Origin of the sequence: Sphingomonas flavalba, assembly GCF_004796535.1 — a bacterium.
Classification (GTDB): domain Bacteria; phylum Pseudomonadota; class Alphaproteobacteria; order Sphingomonadales; family Sphingomonadaceae; genus Sphingomonas_L; species Sphingomonas_L flavalba.
Map to the genome: position 1 here is coordinate 139653 of NZ_SPHY01000007.1, position 19767 is coordinate 159419.

Sequence of the window (19767 nt, forward strand, 5' to 3'; positions counted from 1 at the left end):
CGGACATGTTCATTGTCCTCCGCTGCGTGCAACGACGCGCATTCGATCGCTAAAAAATGGGGGACGTCATGACAGGATTCTCGACCACGCGCTGGCTGACCGGCGTTGCGGCCGCCGCGACCGCGACCATGCTGCTGCCGCCGGCGGCGCTGGCCCAGCCCGCGCCGGACGACGACGTGATCATCATCACCGGATCGCGCATTCCACAGGCCGGGCTGAAAAGTGTCAGCCCGATCACCACGATCGATTCGGCGGAGGTCAGGCTGCAGGGCACGACGTCGGCCGAAACGCTGCTCAACAGCCTGCCGCAGGTGTTTCCCGGCCAGTCGCAGACGTCGAACAACGGAGCGACCGGCATCGCCACCGTCGACCTGCGCGCGCTGTCGCCGGTCCGCACGCTGGTCCTGGTCGACGGCAAGCGGCTGATGCCGGGCGATCCGACCTTTCCGGTCGCGGACATCAACGCCATTCCGGCGGCGCTGATCGAGCGGGTCGAGGTGGTGACCGGCGGCGCTTCCGCCGTCTACGGGTCCGACGCGATCGCCGGCGTCGTCAACTTCAAGATGAAGCGCAACCTGAACGGCGTAGTGCTCGACGCGCAATATGGTTTCTACCAGCACGGCAACGACTTCGCGGACGCGCAGCGGGCACTGGCCGACAGGAATTTCCGGATCCCGCCGTCCAATATCTCGACAGGCGGCAACTACACCTTGTCGGGCGCTTTCGGCACCAATTTCGCCGACGGGCGCGGCAACGTCACGGCCTACGCCGTCTATCGCAAGGCAAACGCCGCGTTCCAGCGCGACTTCGACTTTGCGGCATGCGCGATGGTCGGGCCGAAGCCGCCGCGCAACTGCGGCGGATCAAGCAACTACAACCGGTTCATCGTCCAGAATCCGGCGCCGGCCGGCACGGCGCCGGATGCGGACTTTTTCGCACTGACGGATGGCACTCTTCGTCCGTACGACAGCGCGACGGACCAGTATAACTACACGCCGATCAACTACTTCTCCCGCCCCAACAAGCGCTATCAGTTCGGCGCCTTCGCCCATTACGAGGCGACGCCGGCGATCGAGCTGTACGGCGACGTGATGGTCACCGCCGACCGCTCGACCTACCAGATCGCCGAAAGCGCGCTGTTCCTGGGCACCGGCCCGTCCAACGGCGAAATCCTCGTTGGTTGCGACAGCCTGCTGCTGACCGCCGACCACCGCCAGAAGCTGTGCACCAATTTCGGGCTGGCGCCGACGGACCAGGTCCGCCTGCTCGTCGGCCGCCGCGCGGTGGAGGCGGGGCCGCGCTTCTACAACCTGAAGCATGACTCGCTGCGTATCGTCGGCGGCGTGCGCGGGGCACCAATGGAAGGGTGGAATTACGACGTCTACGGCCAGTACGGCCGCACCGATTATATCCAGCGTCAGAACGGTCAGTTGTCGCGCAGCCGGGTGATCAACGCGCTCGACGTCGTCAACGACGGCGGGACCGTGAAATGCCGGTCGGTCGTCAACGGCACCGATCCGGCCTGCGTGCCGCTCGACCTGCTCGGCGGACTGGGTGCGTGGACGCCGGAAATGCTGAATTACATCACCACCGACAGCTTCCAGACCGGCGTCACGACCGAGAAGGTGGTCAGCGCCTCGCTGGCCGGCAATCTTGGCACCTACGGGCTGACCATGCCGTGGGCCGACGACGGCGTCGGCATCGCGATCGGTTATGAGTATCGGGACGAGCGGCTGAGCTACAATCCGTCGGCCACCGACAAGGCCGGCGACATCTTCGGCGGCGGCACCCTGCACGAGCTGCCGCGCAGCGGGTTCAGCGTCAGCGAGTTCTACGGCGAGGTTAGGGTGCCGATCATCCAGGGCCAGCCGTTCGCCGACAGCCTGACCTTCGAAGGCGGCTATCGCACTTCCGACTATTCCAGCGCAGGGCAGGTGAGCACCTACAAACTGGCGATGGACTGGGCGCCGATCCCCGATGTCCGCTTCCGCGCCAGCTACCAGAAGGCCGGGCGCGCGCCGAACGTCCTCGAACTGTTCAGTCCGCAGCTGAGCGGGAATTATTCCGGCGTCGACCCCTGTTCGGGCCCGACCCCAACAGCCACGCTGGCCCAGTGCCAACTGACCGGGGTGACCGCGGCCCAGTATGGCCACATCACCGAATGTCCGGCCCGCCAGTGCACGTCGATCGGTGGCGGCAACCCGGCGCTCGATCCGGAAAAGGCACGCTCGATCAGCCTGGGCGCGATCGTCCAGCCGCGGGCGCTGCCCGGCTTCGTGATGTCGCTCGACTATTACGACATCAAGGTGACGAACGTCATCGGCGTGATCGGCGCGGCGACCATCGTCAACAACTGTATCCAGACCGGCGACCCGCTGTTCTGCGCGCGCATCCAGCGCAACCCGAACGGCCTGCTGTTCGGCGGCACCAACAACGACGTCGGCGTTCTCGACACCAACGCCAATCTCGGTTTCATCCGGGCAAAGGGGCTGGACGTCGACGCGTCCTATCGCACGACGATCGGCAATCTCGGCTCGCTGAGCTTCAACCTGCTCGGTACCTATGTCGACAGCTTCGAGACGGAAGGGCTGCCGGGCACCGGCAGCTATGACTGCTCCGGGCGCTTCGGCACGGTTTGCGGCGTGCCGCAGCCGCACTGGCGCCACAGCCTGCGCACGACCTGGACGTCCGATTTCGGCGCCGAGCTGTCGCTCAACTGGCGCTATATCGGCAGGTCGACATTCGACGGCAACGTCGTCGGCGATCCGTTCCTCAGCCAGGGGACCGATGAATACAACATCCCGTCCTACAACTACTTCGACCTGTCCGGATCCTATACCTTCAAATTCCTGACCTTGCGGGCGGGGGTCAGCAACATCTTCGACAAGACGCCGCCGGTGCTGAACGGCGACCTCAATACCAACCAGAACGGCAATACCTATCCCCAGCGTTACGACGGCATGGGCCGGACGATTTTCGTCGGCGCCACGGCCCGGTTCTAACCTCTCTCCCCTGCCGCTGCCGACCCTGCTAGCGTGGTCGGCAGCGGATTTTTTTCGCGAGGTGGCAATGCTGGTGCGAACCCTTCCCCTGCGGCTGGCCGTGCCGGTTCTTGGCGCATGCAGCCTTGTCTTGACCCCCGCGGTCGCCCGCGTTGCCCCGACCAATACGATCGAGGGCATCTGGGTCATCGGCGAGACGCCGCCCTTCCCCGGCCTGCGCATGGCGCGGATCGAGCGCCGGGGCGACACGCTTTCCGGCACGATCACCACCGATTGGTACGGCGACATGCCGATGCAGAACCTGCGGATGGACGGCGCCGTCGCGTCGTTCGAGATCGACAACGGCAATCCGCGCCTGGGCGCGAAGACGTGGACGGCCACGCTCAGCGGCGGCACGCTGCGGATCGCCGGCGATGTCTGGCACCAGCATGTCGACGTCGCGGCGGTACCGGGCACGGAGGCGCAGGCCAGGGCGCGCGCCTTTCCCACCTATCCGCTGCCGGCGCTGCGGGCTCTGCCGGACAACGGCTTGGCGCGCACGCCGCCGATGGGCTGGAGTAGCTGGAATAAGTTCGCCGCGGAGATCGACGACAAGACAGTGCGGCAGATCGCGGACGCGATGGTCGCGTCCGGCCTGCGCGATGCCGGCTATGTCCACATCAACATCGACGACGGGTGGCAGGGCAAGCGCGACGCGCAGGGCGTGCTGCAACCCAACGCCAAATTTCCCGACATGAAGGCGCTGGCCGACTACGTCCACGCGCGCGGCATGAAGCTTGGCATCTACAGCTCGCCGGGGCCGAAGACCTGCGCCGGCTACGAAGGCAGCTACGGCCATGTCGAGCAGGATGCGCGGACCTTCGCCGCCTGGGGCATCGATTATCTGAAATACGACCTGTGTTCCGGCGAAGGCATCTACCGCACGCCGGAAGCGGTGAAGGCCGCCTATCAGCAGATGGGCGCGGCCCTGCAGGCGAGCGGCCGGCCGATCGTCTACAGCCTGTGCCAGTACGGGCGGAACGATGTCGGCGCCTGGGGGCGTGCCGTCGGCGGCAATCTGTGGCGGACGACCCGCGACATTGAGGACACCTACGAATCGATGGCCAAGATCGGCTTCGACACCAACGGATCGCCCGAGCATGTCGGCGTCGGCGGCTGGAACGACCCCGACATGCTGGAAATCGGCAATGGCGGGATGACGCCGGACGAATATCGCAGCCATATGGCGTTGTGGGCGATCCAGGCGGCGCCGCTGATCCTTGGCCATGACGTGCGGGCGATGGACGCGGAGACCCGCGCGATCCTGACCAATGCAGCGGTGATCGCCGTCGACCAGGATGCGCTCGGTGCGCCGGGGGTCAGGATCGGTGGGGAAGGGGCGCTCAGCATCTGGCGCAAACCACTGGCCGACGGCTCCTACGCGCTGGCGGTGTTCAACCGTTCTGCGGCGCCGCTGGCCTCGACCCTGTCCTTCGCCGCATTGGGGCTGACGGCGCCGGAAATGGTGACGGAGCTGTGGGCGGGGCGGCAGGTGGCGGTAGCGGACGGCGCGCTCCCGCTGGCCCTGCCACCGCACGGGACGATGTTGTTCAGGGTGCGATAGTTCGGCTCAGGACGGGATCGCCAGCTTGCGGTGGGTGTAGGTCGACCGCCATTCGCCGAGGTCGGCGAGCATGATCGCGGCGGCCTGTTCGGTAGCGCGGGCGGCGAGCGAATGATCGAGGTCGTCGGCGCGGAGCATGGCGGCGATCTGTTCCAGCCGGCGGGCTGTTTCGGCCGAGCGGCCGGCGGTTCCGGCGAAGTCGCCGGCGCCGCGAATGCCGAAGATGCCGGCGCCGAGCGTCGGGAATGCGGCGGAGAGCATGCCGAGGATCGGTGCGACCTCCTTCGTCGCCTTGTAGGCGAAGACGAGGCCGCCGAGCGTGCCGAGGCCGGTCAGGATGGTCAGCGCGAACAGCGCCATCCCCAACCGGTGCAGCCGGTGGTCGAGCCGGTGCATCTGCCCGGCCGAGCGGCGGTTGTAGGCGACCTGGTCGTCCAACTCGTGCGCCGCGACATGCCGCGCGAGGCGGGCGAGGGCGCCGGTGCCGTCCAGCGTCGGCGGCACGCCAAGGGTGCGCCAGATCGCCTGGACATACCAGTCGGTCCAGCGGCGGGTGCCGCTGCGCGCGCGCAGGGCGAGGTTGCCGGCGCCGAGCAGCTTCAGGCTGCGCAGCGGGCGAAGCTGTTCGGCGAGGAAGCGATAGTCGAGCCAGCGCCGGTGCCATTCGCGGCGCGTGCCATAGGCGGTGTTGGCGATAATCGCCGCGATGACGACCAGTTCGGCGACCAGCAGATAGAGCTTCTGCCCCGGCAGCAGCCCGGCGATCAGCGACAGCAGCACCGCCAGTGCGGCGCCGGCGAAGTTCAGCACGACGCCGCTGCGGAACACGTTGGCGTAATGCTGGGCGAGCCCGTCGGCCCAGGCGAAGGCGGATTCGAGCCGGTCCATCCGGGCGAGCGGCCCGCAGGTAACCTCCGCCCCCTGCCGATAGGCGGCCCAGTCGCGCCGGGCCGCGTCGGCATAGGGCTGGCCGCGAAAGCTGGAGCGGCGCAGCGGCTGGACGCCGACCGCCGCCAGCATCAGCGCCCATTCCGGGCGCCAGCGGGTGCGCAACTCCTCCTCCGCAAGGAAGATGTCCAGTTCCGGGCCGTCGGCCGGCGGGGCGACGAGCGTGCGGATCAGCGTCTCCAGCGCGGCATCGTCCAGCGGGCGCTGCGGCGCTTCGTCCCGCCGCAGGAAATCCGAAGCCATCGCGCCGAAGCCGGACCACAGGATGCGCGGCCCGCCCGCCGCCTTGCCGGTCGGCAGGTGGATGACCGGAACACCGCGGCGCACCGCGAGGTCGAGGATGTCGGCGGTGCCGCCGCGGCCGCGCGCATCCTCTCCGTTCCACGCGGCGACGAGTATGTCGCACTGTGCGACCGTCGCTTCGCCCGCCAGGATATAGCCGTGTGGGCCGTGGCTGCGCAGGCCGGGCAGTGCGTAGGCCGAATCGGCGCGGTCGAGCAGGGCGTGGAAGGTGGCGAGCGCCGGTCCCTTGAAATCCTCCGCATAGACGGCGGGCGGGAAGGGCAGCACCGCGTGTAGCGAGAAGCCGTGGCGCAAGGCGGCCTCCGCGGCGGCCTGATCGGCGCCCTCGGCGAGCGGCGACACCAGGGTCAGCGCCGGCGGCCGTTCGCCGAACAGGGCGGCGTGGTCGCGCCCGATCCTGGTGGTGATGCGGGCGATGGCGGTGAGCAGTGCGTCGAGCGCCGTATCGAGCGCGTCGCGCTCCGCCGCCGTCAACGACCGGTGCCCGGTGATACCTAGGCTGAGGGCGAGTTCCGGGCGTGGCGGGTGGGTCACGTCGCCATCGTTATCAGCCCGCGCGGCGGACGGCGAGGGCAAGCTGCGGAAAGCGCGCGAAAAGAAAGGCTGCGCCGCTCAGCGCCCGACCAGCCCGATCAGGGCCTGAGCCGCGGCTGGATTGCGGACCTTCGCACCGGCGATCATGAAGGCGAATACGTCGCCGCGCGCCGCCCAGCCGCGCAGCCGATCGGCGATGTCGGCCAATTCCCCGGTATCGTAGCCGGTTTCGACGTCTTCGCGTGTCGCCTGAAAGCGGGCGTAGGTGAAGGCGCCGGTCGCCTCGTCGATGGTCGGTGCATCCGGCTTGTCGGCGTAGACGATGGCGACGCCGGCCTTGCGCGCCAGCGCGTAGAACGCCGGGTCGACGAAGCTTTCATGCCGGACTTCGACCGCGTGGCGCAGCTTCAGCCCGTCGACGCTGTCGGGCAGCAGCGCCAGGAACGCGCCGAAATCATCGGGGTCGAACGCCTTGGTCGCCATGAACTGCCACAGGATCGGCCCCAGCTTGTCGCCCAGTTCGGCAATGCCCTGGCCGACGAACTTGGCGATCGAGCCTTCCGCTTCCGCCAGCACCCGCCGGTTGGTGCAGAAGCGCGACGCCTTCAGCGCATAGATGAAGCCGTCCGGCGCCGCTTGCGCCCATTTGGCGAAGGTCGCCGGTGTCTGGCTGCGGTAATAGGTGCCATTCACCTCGATCGCGGTCATCGCGCGGGTGGCGAAGGTGATTTCCTGGCTGTGTGGAAGTCCTTCGGGAAAGAACGTCCCGCGCCACGGCTCGTAGGTCCAGCCGCCGACGCCGATGCGGATAGTGCCGGTCATGCCGCAGGTTTAGTGCAGATTGCGAGCGTAGGCGAGCGCGTCGAGCATCTTGCCCCCGGCCATGAATACCGCGCCGGTACAGGCGAGGAACAGCAGCTTGCCGCCCCAGCCGGGATATTGGGTGAGGTAGACATGGCCGCGTTCGACCGCGCCGACCGCCAGTGCGTAGATCACGATATAGGCTTCGAAGCGGGACTTGATGGTGAAGAGGCGGGCAACCTTGGCAAACATGTCAATGGCGTAGCAAGGAGCGGGCCAGAACGACGGCCCGGCGAGTCGCGCGGCGTCAACATGGTAAACTGTCAACTAATCCGACAGGGCGGTGGTCAGGTCCAGCGCGTCGAGCAGGCGGGCGCGGGCGGACAGGATGTCGGCGACCAGCGCCGGATCGGTCAGCGCGGCGGGGTCGATCGACTCCGGCCAGGCATGGCGGACCAGGGCTTCCAGCCGGTCGATCTTTGCCTCGTCGAGCAGGAAGCGCGGATCGACGGTATCGGGGTCGGCGACGACGCGCAGGCGCAGGCAGGCCGGGCCGCCGCCATTGGCCATCGACTGGCGGACATCGACGAAGATCAGCCGGCGGATCGGGCCGTTGCCGGCGACCAGCTCGGCGAGGTAGCCGCCGACCGCATCGTGGTCTCGCGCCTCGACCGGCAGGATCAGCGCCTGCTCGCCGCCGGGCAGGGTGACGAGCTGGGCATTGAACAGATAGGTGGCGATCGCGTCGGCCAGGCTGACCCTGGCCGCCGGCACCTCGACGACCTGCACCGCCGGCAGCAGCCGATGCAGGTCGGCGTAGAACGCCTCCTTGTCCGAAAAGGCCTGTTCGTGGGCGAACAGCGTCAGCCGGTCGGCGACGGCGACGACATCGTTGTGGAACGCGCCGGCGCCGATCGCCTCCGGCGCCTGTTCGACGAACAGCGTGCGTTCCGGGTCAAGCCCGTGGCGGGCGGCGACCGCCTGCGACGCGACCGCATGCTGGCGCGCCGGAAAGCTGCCGCCGCTGCGCCCGAACACGAACACCTCGACGCCGGGCGCGTCATGGGCCGGGCCGAGGCGCATATGGTTGGCGGCGCCCTCGTCGCCGAGCGGCGGCGGCACCGGCTCGTGCACGGCAAAGGCGGGGTGGGCGAAGGCGATCCGCAACTGGCGCAGCGTGTTCGGCCATTCATGGCTGCGATGCGGCATCGTCACCAGGTTGGCGACGGTCAGGTGGCAGCGGCCGTCGGCGGTGTCCGGCGCCGGGGAGACGGTGGCCGCGTTGGCCGTCCACATCGCCGCCGCCGACATCGCCCAGGCATCGACCGGCGCATGGCTGACGCCCAGCGCGTCCAGCCAGCGCGTGTTGGGGCGCGGGTGCGGCAGCAGCAGGCCCTGCGGCAGGCCGAGCGCCAGATTGGCCCGCATCTTCGCCAGCCCCTGCAGCGCGGCGGCGCGCGGATAGGACAGGGCACCGGCGTTGCGGGCCGAGGCCAGGTTGCCGACGCTCAGCCCGGCATAGTTATGGCTTGGCCCGACCAGCCCGTCGAAGTTGATCTCGACCAGCGTCATCAGCGGCCGACATGGGTGATCGTGTCGCCCTCGGCAACGCCGAGCAGCGCGGCGCCGGCCGGGTCGATCGCCACCTGCCCGTCGGCCCGCTCCTCAACCAGCGCATAGGCGGCGCGGAACGAGGCGAGGCGGCCGGCGGCGACCATCCGGCGCTGGCCATTGCCCGCCGCGCCGCCCGCTGCCGCGACCTTCGCGTCGACCGCCTCGGCGACGGTGCGAATGGAATCGGTGCGTGCCTCCATCGTCGGTCCGCCGTCGAAGATGTCGACATAATGCTCGTGCAGGAAGCCTTCCGTTTCCAGCATCCGCATCGCGGCGCGGCCGGTCGGGTGCGGCTTGCCGATCACGTTACGCGCGCTTTCCGGCAGCATCGCGGTGTAGATCGGGTGCTTCGGCATCAGGTCGGCGATGAACTGGTTGCCGTGGATGGCGTTGAATTCGTCCGCCTGCTGGAAGCTCATGCCGAAGAAGCGGCCGGCCAGTCCGTCCCAGAACGGCGAGCCGCCGGCTTCGTCGATCACCCCGCGCAGCTCCGCGATCACCCGGTCGGCGAAGCGGGCGCGGTGCTGGCGGATGAACAGGTATCGGCTGCGGGCGAGCAGCATGCCGAGGCCGCCGGCCCGCTCGCTCGGGTGGAGGAACAGGCCGCCGACTTCGCTCGATCCTTCGAGATCGGTGCTGAGCGCCAGCATGTCGGCGCGGAACGTGCGGCCCAGTTCCTGGCTGATCTGGGTCAGCGTGCCCATACGGTAGCTGTAGAACGGCCAGTGCCGGCCGATTTCGGCGAAGATCTGGCAGGTGCCGCGCACTTCGCCGGTTTCCGCATTCTCCAGCACCAGCACGAACAGGTCCTCGCCGCGTTCCTCGGTGGCCAGCGCCTGGGCCGATCGCTCCAGTTTGGCGGCCAGCGCCGGCTTGTCGGCCGGCAGGTTGGTGAAGCCGCCGCCGGTCAGCTTCGCCATTTCGTACAGCGGTTGCAGGTCGTCGGCGCGGGCCGGGCGGATCAGGAAGCTCATGGCCGCCCCCCGCGCGCGATGCGGAGGATGGCGAGCGCCGACAGCATGGCGCGTTCGGGCAACGATTCGGGTATCAGATATTCCTCCCCTGAATGAATGGCGCCGCCACGCACCCCCATGGTGTCGACGACCGGAATGCCGCAGGCGGCGATGTTGTTGCCGTCGCACACCCCGCCGGTCGCCCGCCAGGCCACCGGGATGCCCAGCGCCGCGCCGCAGTCGCGGACCAGCGCGAACAGCCGCTCGGCGGGCGGATCGAGCGGCTTGGGCGGGCGACCGAAGCCGCCGTGGCGGTGGATCGCCACCTGATGTTCAGCCGCAACGGTGACGACGAGCGAGTCGAGCGCCGCCGCCGCGTCCGCCTCCGCTTCCGGCGTCGCCGGGCGGAAGTTGACGCGGAGGACGGCATGGTCCGGGACGACGTTGTTCGGCCCGCCGCCGTCGATCCGCGCCGGGTTGACCGACAGGGTGGCGCTGGTCAGCGCCTTCAGCCGGACGGCAAGGTCAGCCGCCGCGACCAGCGCGTTGCGGCCGTCGGCGGGGTTGCGGCCGGCATGGGCGCTCTTGCCGGTGACGATCAGCGAGAAATTACCGCTGCCCGAACGGGCGCCGGCCAGCGTGCCGTCGGGCAGCGCCGGTTCGTAGGTGAAGGCGGCGGCCTTGCCGGCGGCGGCGGCGGCGATCAGCGCGGCGGAGGAGGGGGAGCCGACCTCCTCGTCGCTGTTGATGACGACTTCATAACCCAGCCGGTCGCGCTCCGGCGCTGTCTCCACCGCGCGCAGGGCGGCGAGCATCACCGCGATGCCGCCCTTCATGTCGGCCAGGCCGGGGCCGTTGATCGTGCCGTCGGCCATCGGCGTGATCGACTGGAACGGGTGATCCGCGCCGAACACGGTGTCCATATGGCCGGTGAACAGCATCTGCACCGGCGCGTCCGGGCGGACGCGAAGGTGCAGGTGGCGGCCGTGGGCGACGGCGCCGATCCGGCCGTCGGCGGCAACCGCGTCGACCGGCGCCGGATCGACCAGGGTGACGGTGCCCGGCAGGGCGGCGAAGGCGTCGGCGAGCAACCCGGCCATCCGCCCCAGCCCGGCCAGGTTGCGCGAGCCGCTGTTGACCGCCGCCCATTGTTCCACTTGCGAAAGCATCGGGGCCGCGGCCGCCGCGTCGACCGCGCCGCGTTCGATCGTCTCAAGGGATTTCATCGATATGGCATAGGCCAGCGGCGGCCGGCGACCAAGGGGGCGCGCCCTGCGTTCCGCAAGTTGTTTCGCCTGCGAGGCTTGCGAGCAACAGCCATTGTCAGGCATGGGCGCCCGGTCGAACGGAGCATGAGGGGGGAGTTGATGACGGAGTATGTTGCGATAGCCGGCCTGAAGGTCGCCGCGCCGCTTGCCGATTTCGTCAATCGCGAGGCGTTGGCCGGTGTCGGGGTGGACCCGGATGCCTTCTGGCGGGGCGCCGCGGCGCTGCTTGAGAAATTTGCTCCGGAAAACCGCGCCCTTCTCGCCACCCGCGACCGGCTGCAGGCGCAGATCGACGCCTGGCACGATGCCCGTGCCGGCCAGCCGGTCGACCATGCCGCCTACCGCGATTTCCTGCGCGAGATCGGCTATCTGGTCGACGTGCCGCCGGCTTTCTCGATCACCACCGGGAATGTCGACGACGAGGTCGCCCGGCTGGCCGGGCCGCAGCTCGTGGTGCCGTCGCTGAACGGCCGCTTCGTGCTGAACGCCGCCAATGCGCGCTGGGGCAGCCTGTACGACGCGTTCTACGGCACGGATGCCTTGCCGGGCACGGCGGCACCGGGTGGTTATGACGCCGCGCGCGGCGCGCGGGTGATCGCGGCGGCGCGCGCCTTCCTCGATTCCGCCGTGCCGCTGGTCGAAGGCAGTTGGACCGATCCCGCCGGCTTGGCGATCGCCGGCGACCGGCTGGTGCCGGCGCTGCGCGACCCTGACGCGCTGGTCGGCTGGCGCGGGGCGGCGGAGGCGCCGGACTCGGTGCTGCTGCGCCATAACGGCCTGCATATCGAGATCGTCGTCGACCGTGGCCACCCGATCGGCCGCGACGACCGCGCCGGCATTGCCGACGTCGTGCTGGAAGCGGCGCTGACCACGATCGTCGACCTGGAGGATTCGATCGCCGCCATCGACGCGGAAGACAAGACCGCCGCCTACGCCAACTGGCTGGGCCTGATGCGCGGCGACCTGACCGCCAGCTTCGAGAAGGGCGGGCGGACGATGACCCGCGCGCTGGAGGCGGACCGCAGCTGGACCGCGCCGGGCGGCGCGACGCTGACCCTGCCGGGGCGCAGCCTGCTGTTCGTCCGCAATGTCGGCCATCTGATGACCAACCCGGCGGTGCTGCTCGCCGATGGATCGGAGGCGCCGGAGGGGGTGCTCGACGCGCTGTTCACCGGGCTGATCGGCCTGCACGACGTGAAGGGGCTGGGCCGTTTCCGCAACAGCCGCACCGGTTCCATCTACATCGTCAAGCCCAAGATGCACGGGCCGGACGAGGCCGCCTTCACCAACCGGCTGTTCGACGCGGTCGAGGATATCCTCGGCCTCGCGCGCAACACGATGAAGGTCGGGGTGATGGACGAGGAGCGCCGCACCTCCGCCAACCTCGCCGCCTGCATCGCCGCGGTCAGCGAGCGGATCGTGTTCATCAACACCGGCTTCCTCGACCGCACCGGTGACGAGATCCACACCTCGATGCGGGCCGGAGCGATGATCCGCAAGGGCGACATGAAAAGCGCCGACTGGATCAGCGCCTACGAGGCGCGCAACGTCGCGATCGGCCTTGCCTGCGGCTTTTCCGGCCGCGCCCAGATCGGCAAGGGCATGTGGGCGGCGCCCGACCGGATGGCCGACATGCTGGCGCAGAAGATCGCCCACCCGAAATCCGGCGCCAACACTGCCTGGGTGCCCAGCCCGACGGCGGCGACGCTGCACGCGCTGCATTACCACAAGGTCGACGTGTTCGCCCGCCAGCGCGAGCTGACCGGCGCGCCGGTGCCCGGGGTCGACCAGTTGCTGTGCATCCCGCTCGCCGGCGGCACCAACTGGTCGGAAATGGAGATCGCCGAGGAACTGGACAACAATGCCCAGGGGCTGCTCGGTTACGTGGTGCGCTGGATCGACCAGGGCGTCGGCTGCTCCAAGGTGCCGGACATCAACGATGTCGGGCTGATGGAGGATCGCGCGACGCTGCGTATCTCGTCGCAGCATATCGCCAACTGGCTGCTGCACGGCGTCTGTTCGGCCGAGCAGGTCGATGCCGCGCTGCTGCGCATGGCGGCCAAGGTCGACGCGCAGAACAGCGGCGACCCGCACTATCGGCCGATGGCGCCGGACCCGGCCGGCAGCATCGCCTTCCAGGCGGCGCGCGCGCTGGTGTTCGAAGGGACGACGCAGCCAAACGGCTATACCGAGCCGCTGCTCCATGCCTATCGTCAGAAGGTGAAGGCGGCCGCCTGATCGCCTGACGGCGGCCTTGGCCCCCGCGCCGGCGGCGCGGGGGCGGCAGCTGGTTCAGCTATTGTCTTCGACCGGCGCGTCCGGCCCGTTCTTCTTGATCGAGTCTATCGCGTTCAGCGCCGACCCCTTGCTGGAATAACCCTCGGTCGAGAACATCACTTCGGAATTATATTTGAACCGGACCCGGAATTCACCGGCCTTGTCCTTATATACCTCGAACTTGTGAGCCATTCCTGCTCTCCTCTAACCACGGAGCGGCCAGCCTATAACACTGTCCGGCTGGCGCAAGATGCATGGTGGCATATCGGTCGAAGGAACGGCGCATGGCTGGCTTGAGCGAAACGATCGCGGCAATGGCGGAACGGGACGGCGCCTATCGCGCGGCGCCCGGCGCCGACTGGCGGCAGGGGCAGACCCTGTATGGCGGCCTGTCGGCGGCGCTGGCCGTCCATGCGGCGGACCGGGCCTTTCCGGATCTGCCGCCGCTGCGTTCGGCGCAATTCGCCTTTGTCGGCCCGGCGGCGGGCGCGCTGGCCTATCGTCCGTCGATGGTCCGGCGGGGCAAGTCGAGCGCGTTCGTCGCCGTCGCGGCGGACGGGGAAGCCGGGCCGGCGACGCAGGCGCTGCTCTGCTACGGGCGGGCGCGGGATTCCGCCTGCCGCTACCATGACGTGCCGATGCCGGCGGTGGCCCGCCCCGACGACGGCGTGCCTTTCTTCACCCGGCCGGGCGTGCCGGGCTTTTCCGGGCATTTCGATGCGGTGCTGGTCGACGGCCACCCGCCGGCGAGCGGCGCCGAGCGGCCGCTCCTGCGCGTCTGGGTGCGCCACCACGATGCCGGCCCGCCGGACGGCGCGCTGGCGCTGATCGCGCTCGGCGACGCGTTGCCGCCGCCGGCGCTCAGCCTGTTTCCGGCCTTCGTGCCGATCAGCACGATGACCTGGTCGGTCGAACTGCCGCCGAACGCGGCGATGCCAGGCGCCGGCTGGTACCTGTTCGAATCACGCGGGGAGGTGGCTGACTACGGCTACGGCATACAGGACATGAAGCTGTGGCACGCCGACGGCCGGCTGGCGTTGATCGGCCGCCAGACGGTGGCGCTGTACGGCTAGGGGAGGGAGGCGGCACCTTGCGCCTGCTGCCCCCCGACCTTAGGCGAGGAAAGCGTGGAGGGCGGCGGAGCCGTTTGCGGCCGCGATTGTTGTCGTCGCGTGCTTCTGGAAGGAGAGACGAAGATGAAGATCAACCTGATTGCGCTGGCCGCGGTGTCGGCCCTGGCCCTGACGGCCGCGGCCAAGCCAGGGGTCGCCGCAACGGCGACCGCCACGGTGACCGCTGCCGACGGCACCGCGCATGGCACGGTGACCGCGACGCAGACGACGACCGGCCTCGACGTCGTCTACACCGCCACCGGCCTGACCCCGGGCGAACACGGCGTCCACGTCCACACCGCCGGCAAGTGCGACGCGCCCGATTTCGCCACCGCGGGCGGGCACTGGAACCCGACGGGCAAGATGCACGGCAGCATGAACCCGCATGGCCCCCATGCCGGCGACCTGCCGAACCTGACGGTGGCCGAGGACGGCACCGGCACCATTCGCTTCACCATTCCCGGCGCCACGCTGAGCGGCGGCGAGGAAGCGATGCTGGATGCCGACGGCGCCGCATTCGTCGTCCACGCCGGGCCGGACGACCTGAAGACCGATCCCGCCGGCAATAGCGGCGGCCGCATCGCCTGCGGGACGTTCAGCGCAGGCTGATCCGGCGATGGGGGGCGGCGGTAGCCATGTTAAAACACGCTATATTGATGTTCTAGACATTAGTATTGATGCGATGTATCAGTGCGGCCGTCAGGTGGAACCGCTATGATGACCGCTGCGCAAATGCGGGCGGCCCGCGCCCTGCTCGGGATCGACCAGCGCCAGCTGGCCGAATTGTCCGGCGTGTCGCTGCCGACCATCCAGCGGATGGAAGGCAGCGACGGCAACGTCCGGGGCGTCGTCGACACCCTTACCAAGGTGGTCGCGGCGCTCGATGCCGCCGGCGTGGAGCTGATCGGCGACAACGCCGTCAGCCGCGAAGGCGGCCGCGGCGTGCGCCTTCGGGCGGCGAAGGGCGCGGGCGCTTCCTTCTGACGACAGGCGCGACGCGTCACCGCGCCGCTGGTCACGAAGGCGAAGTGGCATGGTTGCGCATATCCGAAGCCCCGGCTTCATCGAGATGTTCACGCCGAAGCTGCTGGTCGTGCTGCACGAAGGCTATGGCTGGCGCGCGCTGCGGGCGGACGCGCTCGCCGGGCTGACCGTCGCGATCGTCGCTATCCCGCTGTCGATGGCGATCGCGATCGCATCGGGCGTCACGCCGGATCGCGGGCTGTACACGGCCATCATCGGCGGCTTTCTGGTTTCCGCTCTGGGCGGCAGCCGGTTCCAGATCGGTGGGCCGGCGGGCGCGTTCATCGTCCTGGTTGCCGCAACGGTCGCCGCCCACGGCGTCGACGGCCTGCTGATCGCCACCTTGCTGTCCGGCCTGATCCTGATGGCGGTCGGGTTGCTGGGGCTGGGCACTTTCATCCGCTACATCCCGTATCCGGTGACGGTCGGCTTCACTGCCGGCATCGCTGTCATCATCTTCGCCAGCCAGCTGAAGGACCTGCTCGGCCTGACGCTCGCCGGAGTGGAGCCGGGGCCGTTGCTGCCCAAGCTGGTTGCGCTGGCGCAGGCGGCGCCGACGATCAATCCGGCGTCGGTCGCCGTTGCGCTGCTGTCGATCAGCCTGATCGTCGGGGTCAGGCGGTGGCGCCCGCACTGGCCGAACTTCCTGATCGCGGTGGTGCTGGCGGCGATCGTCGCCGTCGTCCTGCACCTGCCGGTGGAGACGATCGGATCCCGCTTCGGCGGCATTCCGCGTGCCCTGCCGGCCCCGGCGCTGCCGGCGATCTCATTCGACCGGGTGGTCGCGCTGCTGCCGGCGGCGGTGTCCTTCGCCCTGCTCGGCGGCATCGAGAGCCTGTTGTCCGCAACCGTCGCCGACAGCATGACCGGGCGGCGGCACCGGTCCAACTGCGAGCTGGTCGCGCAGGGCGTCGCCAACATCGCCTCGCCGCTGTTCGGCGGTATCTGCGTGACCGGCACGATCGCCCGCACCGCCACCAACGTCCGCGCCGGCGCGCACGGGCCGGTGGCAGGGATGTTCCACGCGCTGTTCCTGCTGCTGTTCCTGCTCGTCGCCGCGCCGCTGGCTGCCTATATCCCGCTTGCCGCGCTAGCCGGGCTGCTCGCCGTCGTCGCCTGGAACATGGCGGAGAAGCACCAGATCGCGACATTGCTGCGGGCGTCGCGCGGCGATGCGGTGGTGCTGGCCGTCACCTTCGCGCTGGTCATATTCCGCGACCTGACCGAGGGCATCGTCGTCGGCTTCGCGCTGGGCGCGCTGCTGTTCCTCCACCGTATGGCGCAAGCGGTGGAGGTCGATGAGGCGGATCGCGCCGAACTGGCGGGTGCGGAGCGGGTGCCTTACGACCCGACGCAGGCGACTGACCGCGATGTTGTCGTCTACCGGATATCCGGCGCGTTTTTCTTCGGCGCGGCAGCCAGCGTCGGCGCCGCGCTCGACCGCATCGGCGAGCAGCCGAAGGCATTCGTCCTCGACATGTCGGACGTACCGGTGCTCGATTCGACCGCCGCCGCGACGATCGAGGGGTTCGCCCGCAAGGCGCGGCGGCGCGCGGCGCCGGTCTATCTGGCAGGCGCCCGCCCGACGATCCGCCGCGCGCTGATTGCCCACGGCCTGCGCCCGCCGCTAGTCCGCTATCGCACCCGCCCGGCTGACGCGCTGGCCGCCGCCCGCCGGGCGATCGGCTCAGACCGGCTCGCCGGCGGCGCGGGCGCGGTCGCGTAGCGTCGCCTCCGCCCGCGGCACCAGCCGATAGGCAAGGACCAGCGCGGCGATCGACAGCGGCGCGACCAGCAGCAGCGACAGCACGCCGGTCGCCAGGTCGCCCGACCATGCCGATACCCGGCCGGCCATGTAGGGGCCAAGCGCCAGGCCGATCAGCGTCGTGCCGATGAAGAAGGTGGCGGTCGCCGCGCCGCGCATTCGCGGCAGGACAAGGTCTTGCGTCGCCGCCGCCGCCGCGCCCAGCGCCGCGCTCGACAGCCCGACCATCGGCAAATGGAGCGCGTAGAATAGCGTGACGCTGCCGGTGGTGAAGCTGGTGATCATCAGCGGGATCGGGGTGATGGCGCCGATCAGGATGACGGCGATTCGTCCGGCCGGGTTGTTCCGCCGCCACCGGTCGGCCAGCCGGCCGCCGAGCACGACGCCCAGGAAGCCGCCGGTTGCGCCGGCGCCGCCGACGACCAGCCCCGCCACCGCCTTCGATACGCCGAAGCTGCGTTCCAGATAGGGCAGCGACCAGAAGCTGACCGCATAGGCGGTGAACGCGATCAGCCCATAGCCGACGACAACGAGCAGGAAGGCCGGGCTGCCCCAGATCAGCGCGAAGGCCGGGCGGTCGCGGGTGCGAAGCGCCGCCGCCCAACTGAACACCGCATAGGCGCCGACGCCGACCGCGACCCACTGTGCGCCGTCGCCGGTCGCGGCGATCAGCGACCAGGCCAGCGCCGCGATCCCCAGGCCGCCGGCGACGTTGACGGCAAGCGGCCCGATCCCCCGCCGCGCCGCGCCGATCAGGGTCAGCGGCGGGATGACGGTCAGCAATTCGTCGAGAAAGCCGCGAAACGGCCGTTCGGTCGGCGGGGTGAGGATGCCGTCGGCCAGCCCGCGCGGCGGCTCGCGCAGCGTCGCCACCCACAGCGCCAGCAGCAGGCCGGGCAGCCCGACCGCCAGGAATGCCGCCTGCCAGCCGACCAGCCCGAGCGGCCCGCCGCCGGGAAAGGCCAGGTTCCAGTTCTGGACGATGGCGCCGCCGATGAACAGCGACAGGCCGCTGCCGATGTAGATGCCGGAGGAATAGACGGCGAGGGCGGTCGCCCGCTGGCTGCGCGGGAACCAGTCCGACAGCAGCGAATAGGCGCAGGGCGATGCCGTCGCCTCGCCGATGCCGACGCCGATCCGTGCCGCTGCCAGCTGCCCGCCGGTGCGCGAGAAGCCGGACAGCGCCGTCATCGCCGACCATAGCGCCAGGCCGACGGTGATCAGCCGCACGCGGTGCCAGCTATCCGCCAGCCGGCCCAGCGGAATGCCAAACAGCGCGTAGAACACGCCGAACGCGGTGCCGTAGAGGAAGCCGAGATCGGCATCGCCCAGCCCCAGGTCGCGCTTCACGTCCTCGGCGAGGATGCTGAGGATCTGCCGGTCGATGAAATTCAGCGTGTAGACCGCGACCAATATGGTGAGGACATAGCGGGCATAGCCCGCATCCGCCTGCGAGGTTGCCTCGTCGGCCGCCGCCATCATCCCCCCTCGCTTGCTCCGCTGTCGGGTGAACGCTAGCAGGCCGGGACGGTCGAACGGAAGGGGTTGGGTGATTTGGTCAGCGCGGTGTTGTTCGTCTGCCTCGGCAATATCTGCCGCTCGCCGCTCGCCGAGGCGGCATTGCGGGCGGAAGCAGCGGCGCGCGGTCTGGACCTGCTGGTCGATTCCGCCGGCACCGCCGGCTGGCACCACGGCAAGGCGCCGGACCCGCGCGCGCAGGCGGTGGCGTTGCGCCATGGCATCGACATTTCCGGCTATCGCGCGCGGCAGGTGACGGCGGCGGATTTCCGCCGGTTCAGCCATATCGTCGCGCTCGACGCCGACAATCTGGCCGACCTGCGCGGCATCGCCCCGGCCGATGCGACCGCGCGCATCGGCCTGCTGCTCGATTTCGTCGCTGGCCGGGCGGGGCAGACGGTCGCCGACCCCTATTACGGCGACGATGCCGGTTTCGATGTCACCTGGGCGGATGTGACCGCCGGCGCGCGGAGCATCGCCGACGCCGCTCAGGCGAGCGGATAGCGCTGGATCGCCTCGTAGCGGCTGCCGCCGTGGCCGAGGTGGCTCTGGAACAGGTAGAAGGCATCGACGGCGAATGCCGGCCCGGACAGCCCGGCATGCGCGGCGAGGAAGCGGTCCGCCATGCCGCCGGACCGACCGAAGCGGGCGAGGGTGATGTGCGGCAGATAGGCGCGGCCTTCCGGCGGCAGGCCGATGCGGACCAGCGCCCGTTCCACCTTCGCCTGCAGATGGGTGATCCGCTCCTGCGGGGCGATGCCCGCCCACAGCGCCTCTGTCCTGCCCTTGCGCTCGAACAGGCCGACCCCGGCCAGCGTCAGCGCGAGCGGTGGATGACGCAGGCCGCCGAGCGCGGCCGCGACGTCGTCGGCCACCCGCCCGTCGACCTCGCCCACGAAGCGCAGGGTGATGTGGAGTTGCGAATCGTCCTGCCAGCGGGCGCCGGCGACCCCGCCCATCATTTCAAGCAGATGGGCGCGGATCGCCGCTGGCGGACGGATGGCGACGAACAGACGGTGCATGACGGGTGGCCTCCTGTTCCGCCT

17 protein-coding genes are annotated in these 19767 nt (G+C 69.6%); 8 read left to right on the forward strand and 9 right to left on the reverse strand.

Annotated elements, in window-relative coordinates:
- Positions 1–68 precede the first annotated feature (68 nt).
- Positions 69–3002, forward strand: coding sequence for a TonB-dependent receptor domain-containing protein (locus E4A53_RS08785; RefSeq protein WP_168694338.1), 2934 nt, complete (start codon positions 69–71; stop codon positions 3000–3002).
- Positions 3003–3075: 73 nt separating this feature from the next.
- Positions 3076–4605, forward strand: coding sequence for a glycoside hydrolase family 27 protein (locus tag E4A53_RS08790; protein ID WP_206366282.1), 1530 nt, complete (start codon positions 3076–3078; stop codon positions 4603–4605).
- Between the two features lie 6 nt (positions 4606–4611).
- Here the strand turns inward: E4A53_RS08790 and E4A53_RS08795 are convergent, their stop codons facing one another.
- The 6 genes from E4A53_RS08795 to E4A53_RS08820 all read right to left on the reverse strand — a co-directional run bounded on the left by E4A53_RS08795 (position 4612) and on the right by E4A53_RS08820 (position 10984).
- Complete coding sequence (locus tag E4A53_RS08795; RefSeq protein ID WP_136162717.1) at positions 4612–6390, reverse strand: DUF4231 domain-containing protein; 1779 nt, start codon at positions 6388–6390, stop codon at positions 4612–4614.
- A gap of 78 nt (positions 6391–6468) precedes the next feature.
- The gene (locus E4A53_RS08800) at positions 6469–7212 is read right to left on the reverse strand and encodes a DUF72 domain-containing protein (protein ID WP_136162718.1); all 744 of its coding nucleotides are present in this window, start codon (positions 7210–7212) and stop codon (positions 6469–6471) included.
- Between the two features lie 9 nt (positions 7213–7221).
- On the reverse strand, positions 7222–7443 hold the full coding sequence (locus E4A53_RS08805; protein ID WP_136162719.1) for a hypothetical protein: 222 nt from the start codon (positions 7441–7443) through the stop codon (positions 7222–7224).
- A gap of 75 nt (positions 7444–7518) precedes the next feature.
- On the reverse strand, positions 7519–8763 hold the full coding sequence (locus E4A53_RS08810; RefSeq protein WP_136162720.1) for an N-succinylarginine dihydrolase: 1245 nt from the start codon (positions 8761–8763) through the stop codon (positions 7519–7521).
- Positions 8763–9779 (reverse strand): arginine N-succinyltransferase, encoded by a 1017-nt coding sequence (locus E4A53_RS08815; protein WP_136162721.1) that lies wholly within the window; start codon positions 9777–9779, stop codon positions 8763–8765. The genes E4A53_RS08810 and E4A53_RS08815 overlap by 1 nt, the downstream gene beginning before the upstream one ends.
- A complete protein-coding gene (locus E4A53_RS08820; protein ID WP_136162722.1) occupies positions 9776–10984 on the reverse strand; it encodes a hydrolase in 1209 nt (402 codons plus the stop codon). Before E4A53_RS08820 ends, E4A53_RS08815 begins: the two co-directional genes overlap by 4 nt.
- A gap of 141 nt (positions 10985–11125) precedes the next feature.
- On the opposite strand from E4A53_RS08820, the gene E4A53_RS08825 reads away from it, so the two are divergent.
- Positions 11126–13264, forward strand: a complete 2139-nt coding sequence (locus tag E4A53_RS08825) for a malate synthase G (RefSeq protein ID WP_136162723.1) — start codon at positions 11126–11128, stop codon at positions 13262–13264.
- A gap of 54 nt (positions 13265–13318) precedes the next feature.
- Here the strand turns inward: E4A53_RS08825 and E4A53_RS08830 are convergent, their stop codons facing one another.
- Positions 13319–13495, reverse strand: a complete 177-nt coding sequence (locus E4A53_RS08830) for a YegP family protein (protein ID WP_136162724.1) — start codon at positions 13493–13495, stop codon at positions 13319–13321.
- Between the two features lie 92 nt (positions 13496–13587).
- Between E4A53_RS08830 and E4A53_RS08835 the strand changes: the two genes are divergently transcribed.
- The 4 genes from E4A53_RS08835 to E4A53_RS08850 all read left to right on the forward strand — a co-directional run bounded on the left by E4A53_RS08835 (position 13588) and on the right by E4A53_RS08850 (position 17164).
- Positions 13588–14376, forward strand: a complete 789-nt coding sequence (locus E4A53_RS08835) for a thioesterase family protein (protein ID WP_168694339.1) — start codon at positions 13588–13590, stop codon at positions 14374–14376.
- Between the two features lie 123 nt (positions 14377–14499).
- On the forward strand, positions 14500–15024 hold the full coding sequence (locus E4A53_RS08840; protein ID WP_136162726.1) for a superoxide dismutase family protein: 525 nt from the start codon (positions 14500–14502) through the stop codon (positions 15022–15024).
- 105 nt (positions 15025–15129) lie between these two features.
- Positions 15130–15399, forward strand: a complete 270-nt coding sequence (locus E4A53_RS08845) for a helix-turn-helix domain-containing protein (protein WP_136162727.1) — start codon at positions 15130–15132, stop codon at positions 15397–15399.
- Positions 15400–15448: 49 nt separating this feature from the next.
- Positions 15449–17164: a SulP family inorganic anion transporter gene (locus tag E4A53_RS08850; RefSeq protein WP_136162728.1), complete on the forward strand. Its 1716-nt coding sequence runs from the start codon at positions 15449–15451 to the stop codon at positions 17162–17164.
- Here E4A53_RS08850 and E4A53_RS08855 read toward each other — a convergent pair.
- Entirely contained in the window at positions 17126–18682 is a 1557-nt protein-coding gene (locus E4A53_RS08855; RefSeq protein WP_206366283.1) for an MFS transporter, read from the reverse strand. The genes E4A53_RS08850 and E4A53_RS08855 overlap by 39 nt on opposite strands.
- Before the next feature lie 75 nt (positions 18683–18757).
- On the opposite strand from E4A53_RS08855, the gene E4A53_RS08860 reads away from it, so the two are divergent.
- Positions 18758–19225 carry a low molecular weight protein-tyrosine-phosphatase gene (locus E4A53_RS08860; RefSeq protein WP_136162757.1) on the forward strand — a complete coding sequence of 156 codons (468 nt, stop codon included), beginning with the start codon at positions 18758–18760 and terminating at the stop codon, positions 19223–19225.
- Here E4A53_RS08860 and thpR read toward each other — a convergent pair.
- Positions 19210–19743: an RNA 2',3'-cyclic phosphodiesterase gene (gene thpR, locus E4A53_RS08865; RefSeq protein ID WP_136162730.1), complete on the reverse strand. Its 534-nt coding sequence runs from the start codon at positions 19741–19743 to the stop codon at positions 19210–19212. The two genes, E4A53_RS08860 and thpR, sit on opposite strands and share 16 nt — an antisense overlap.
- Between the last annotated feature and the right edge of the window lie 24 nt (positions 19744–19767).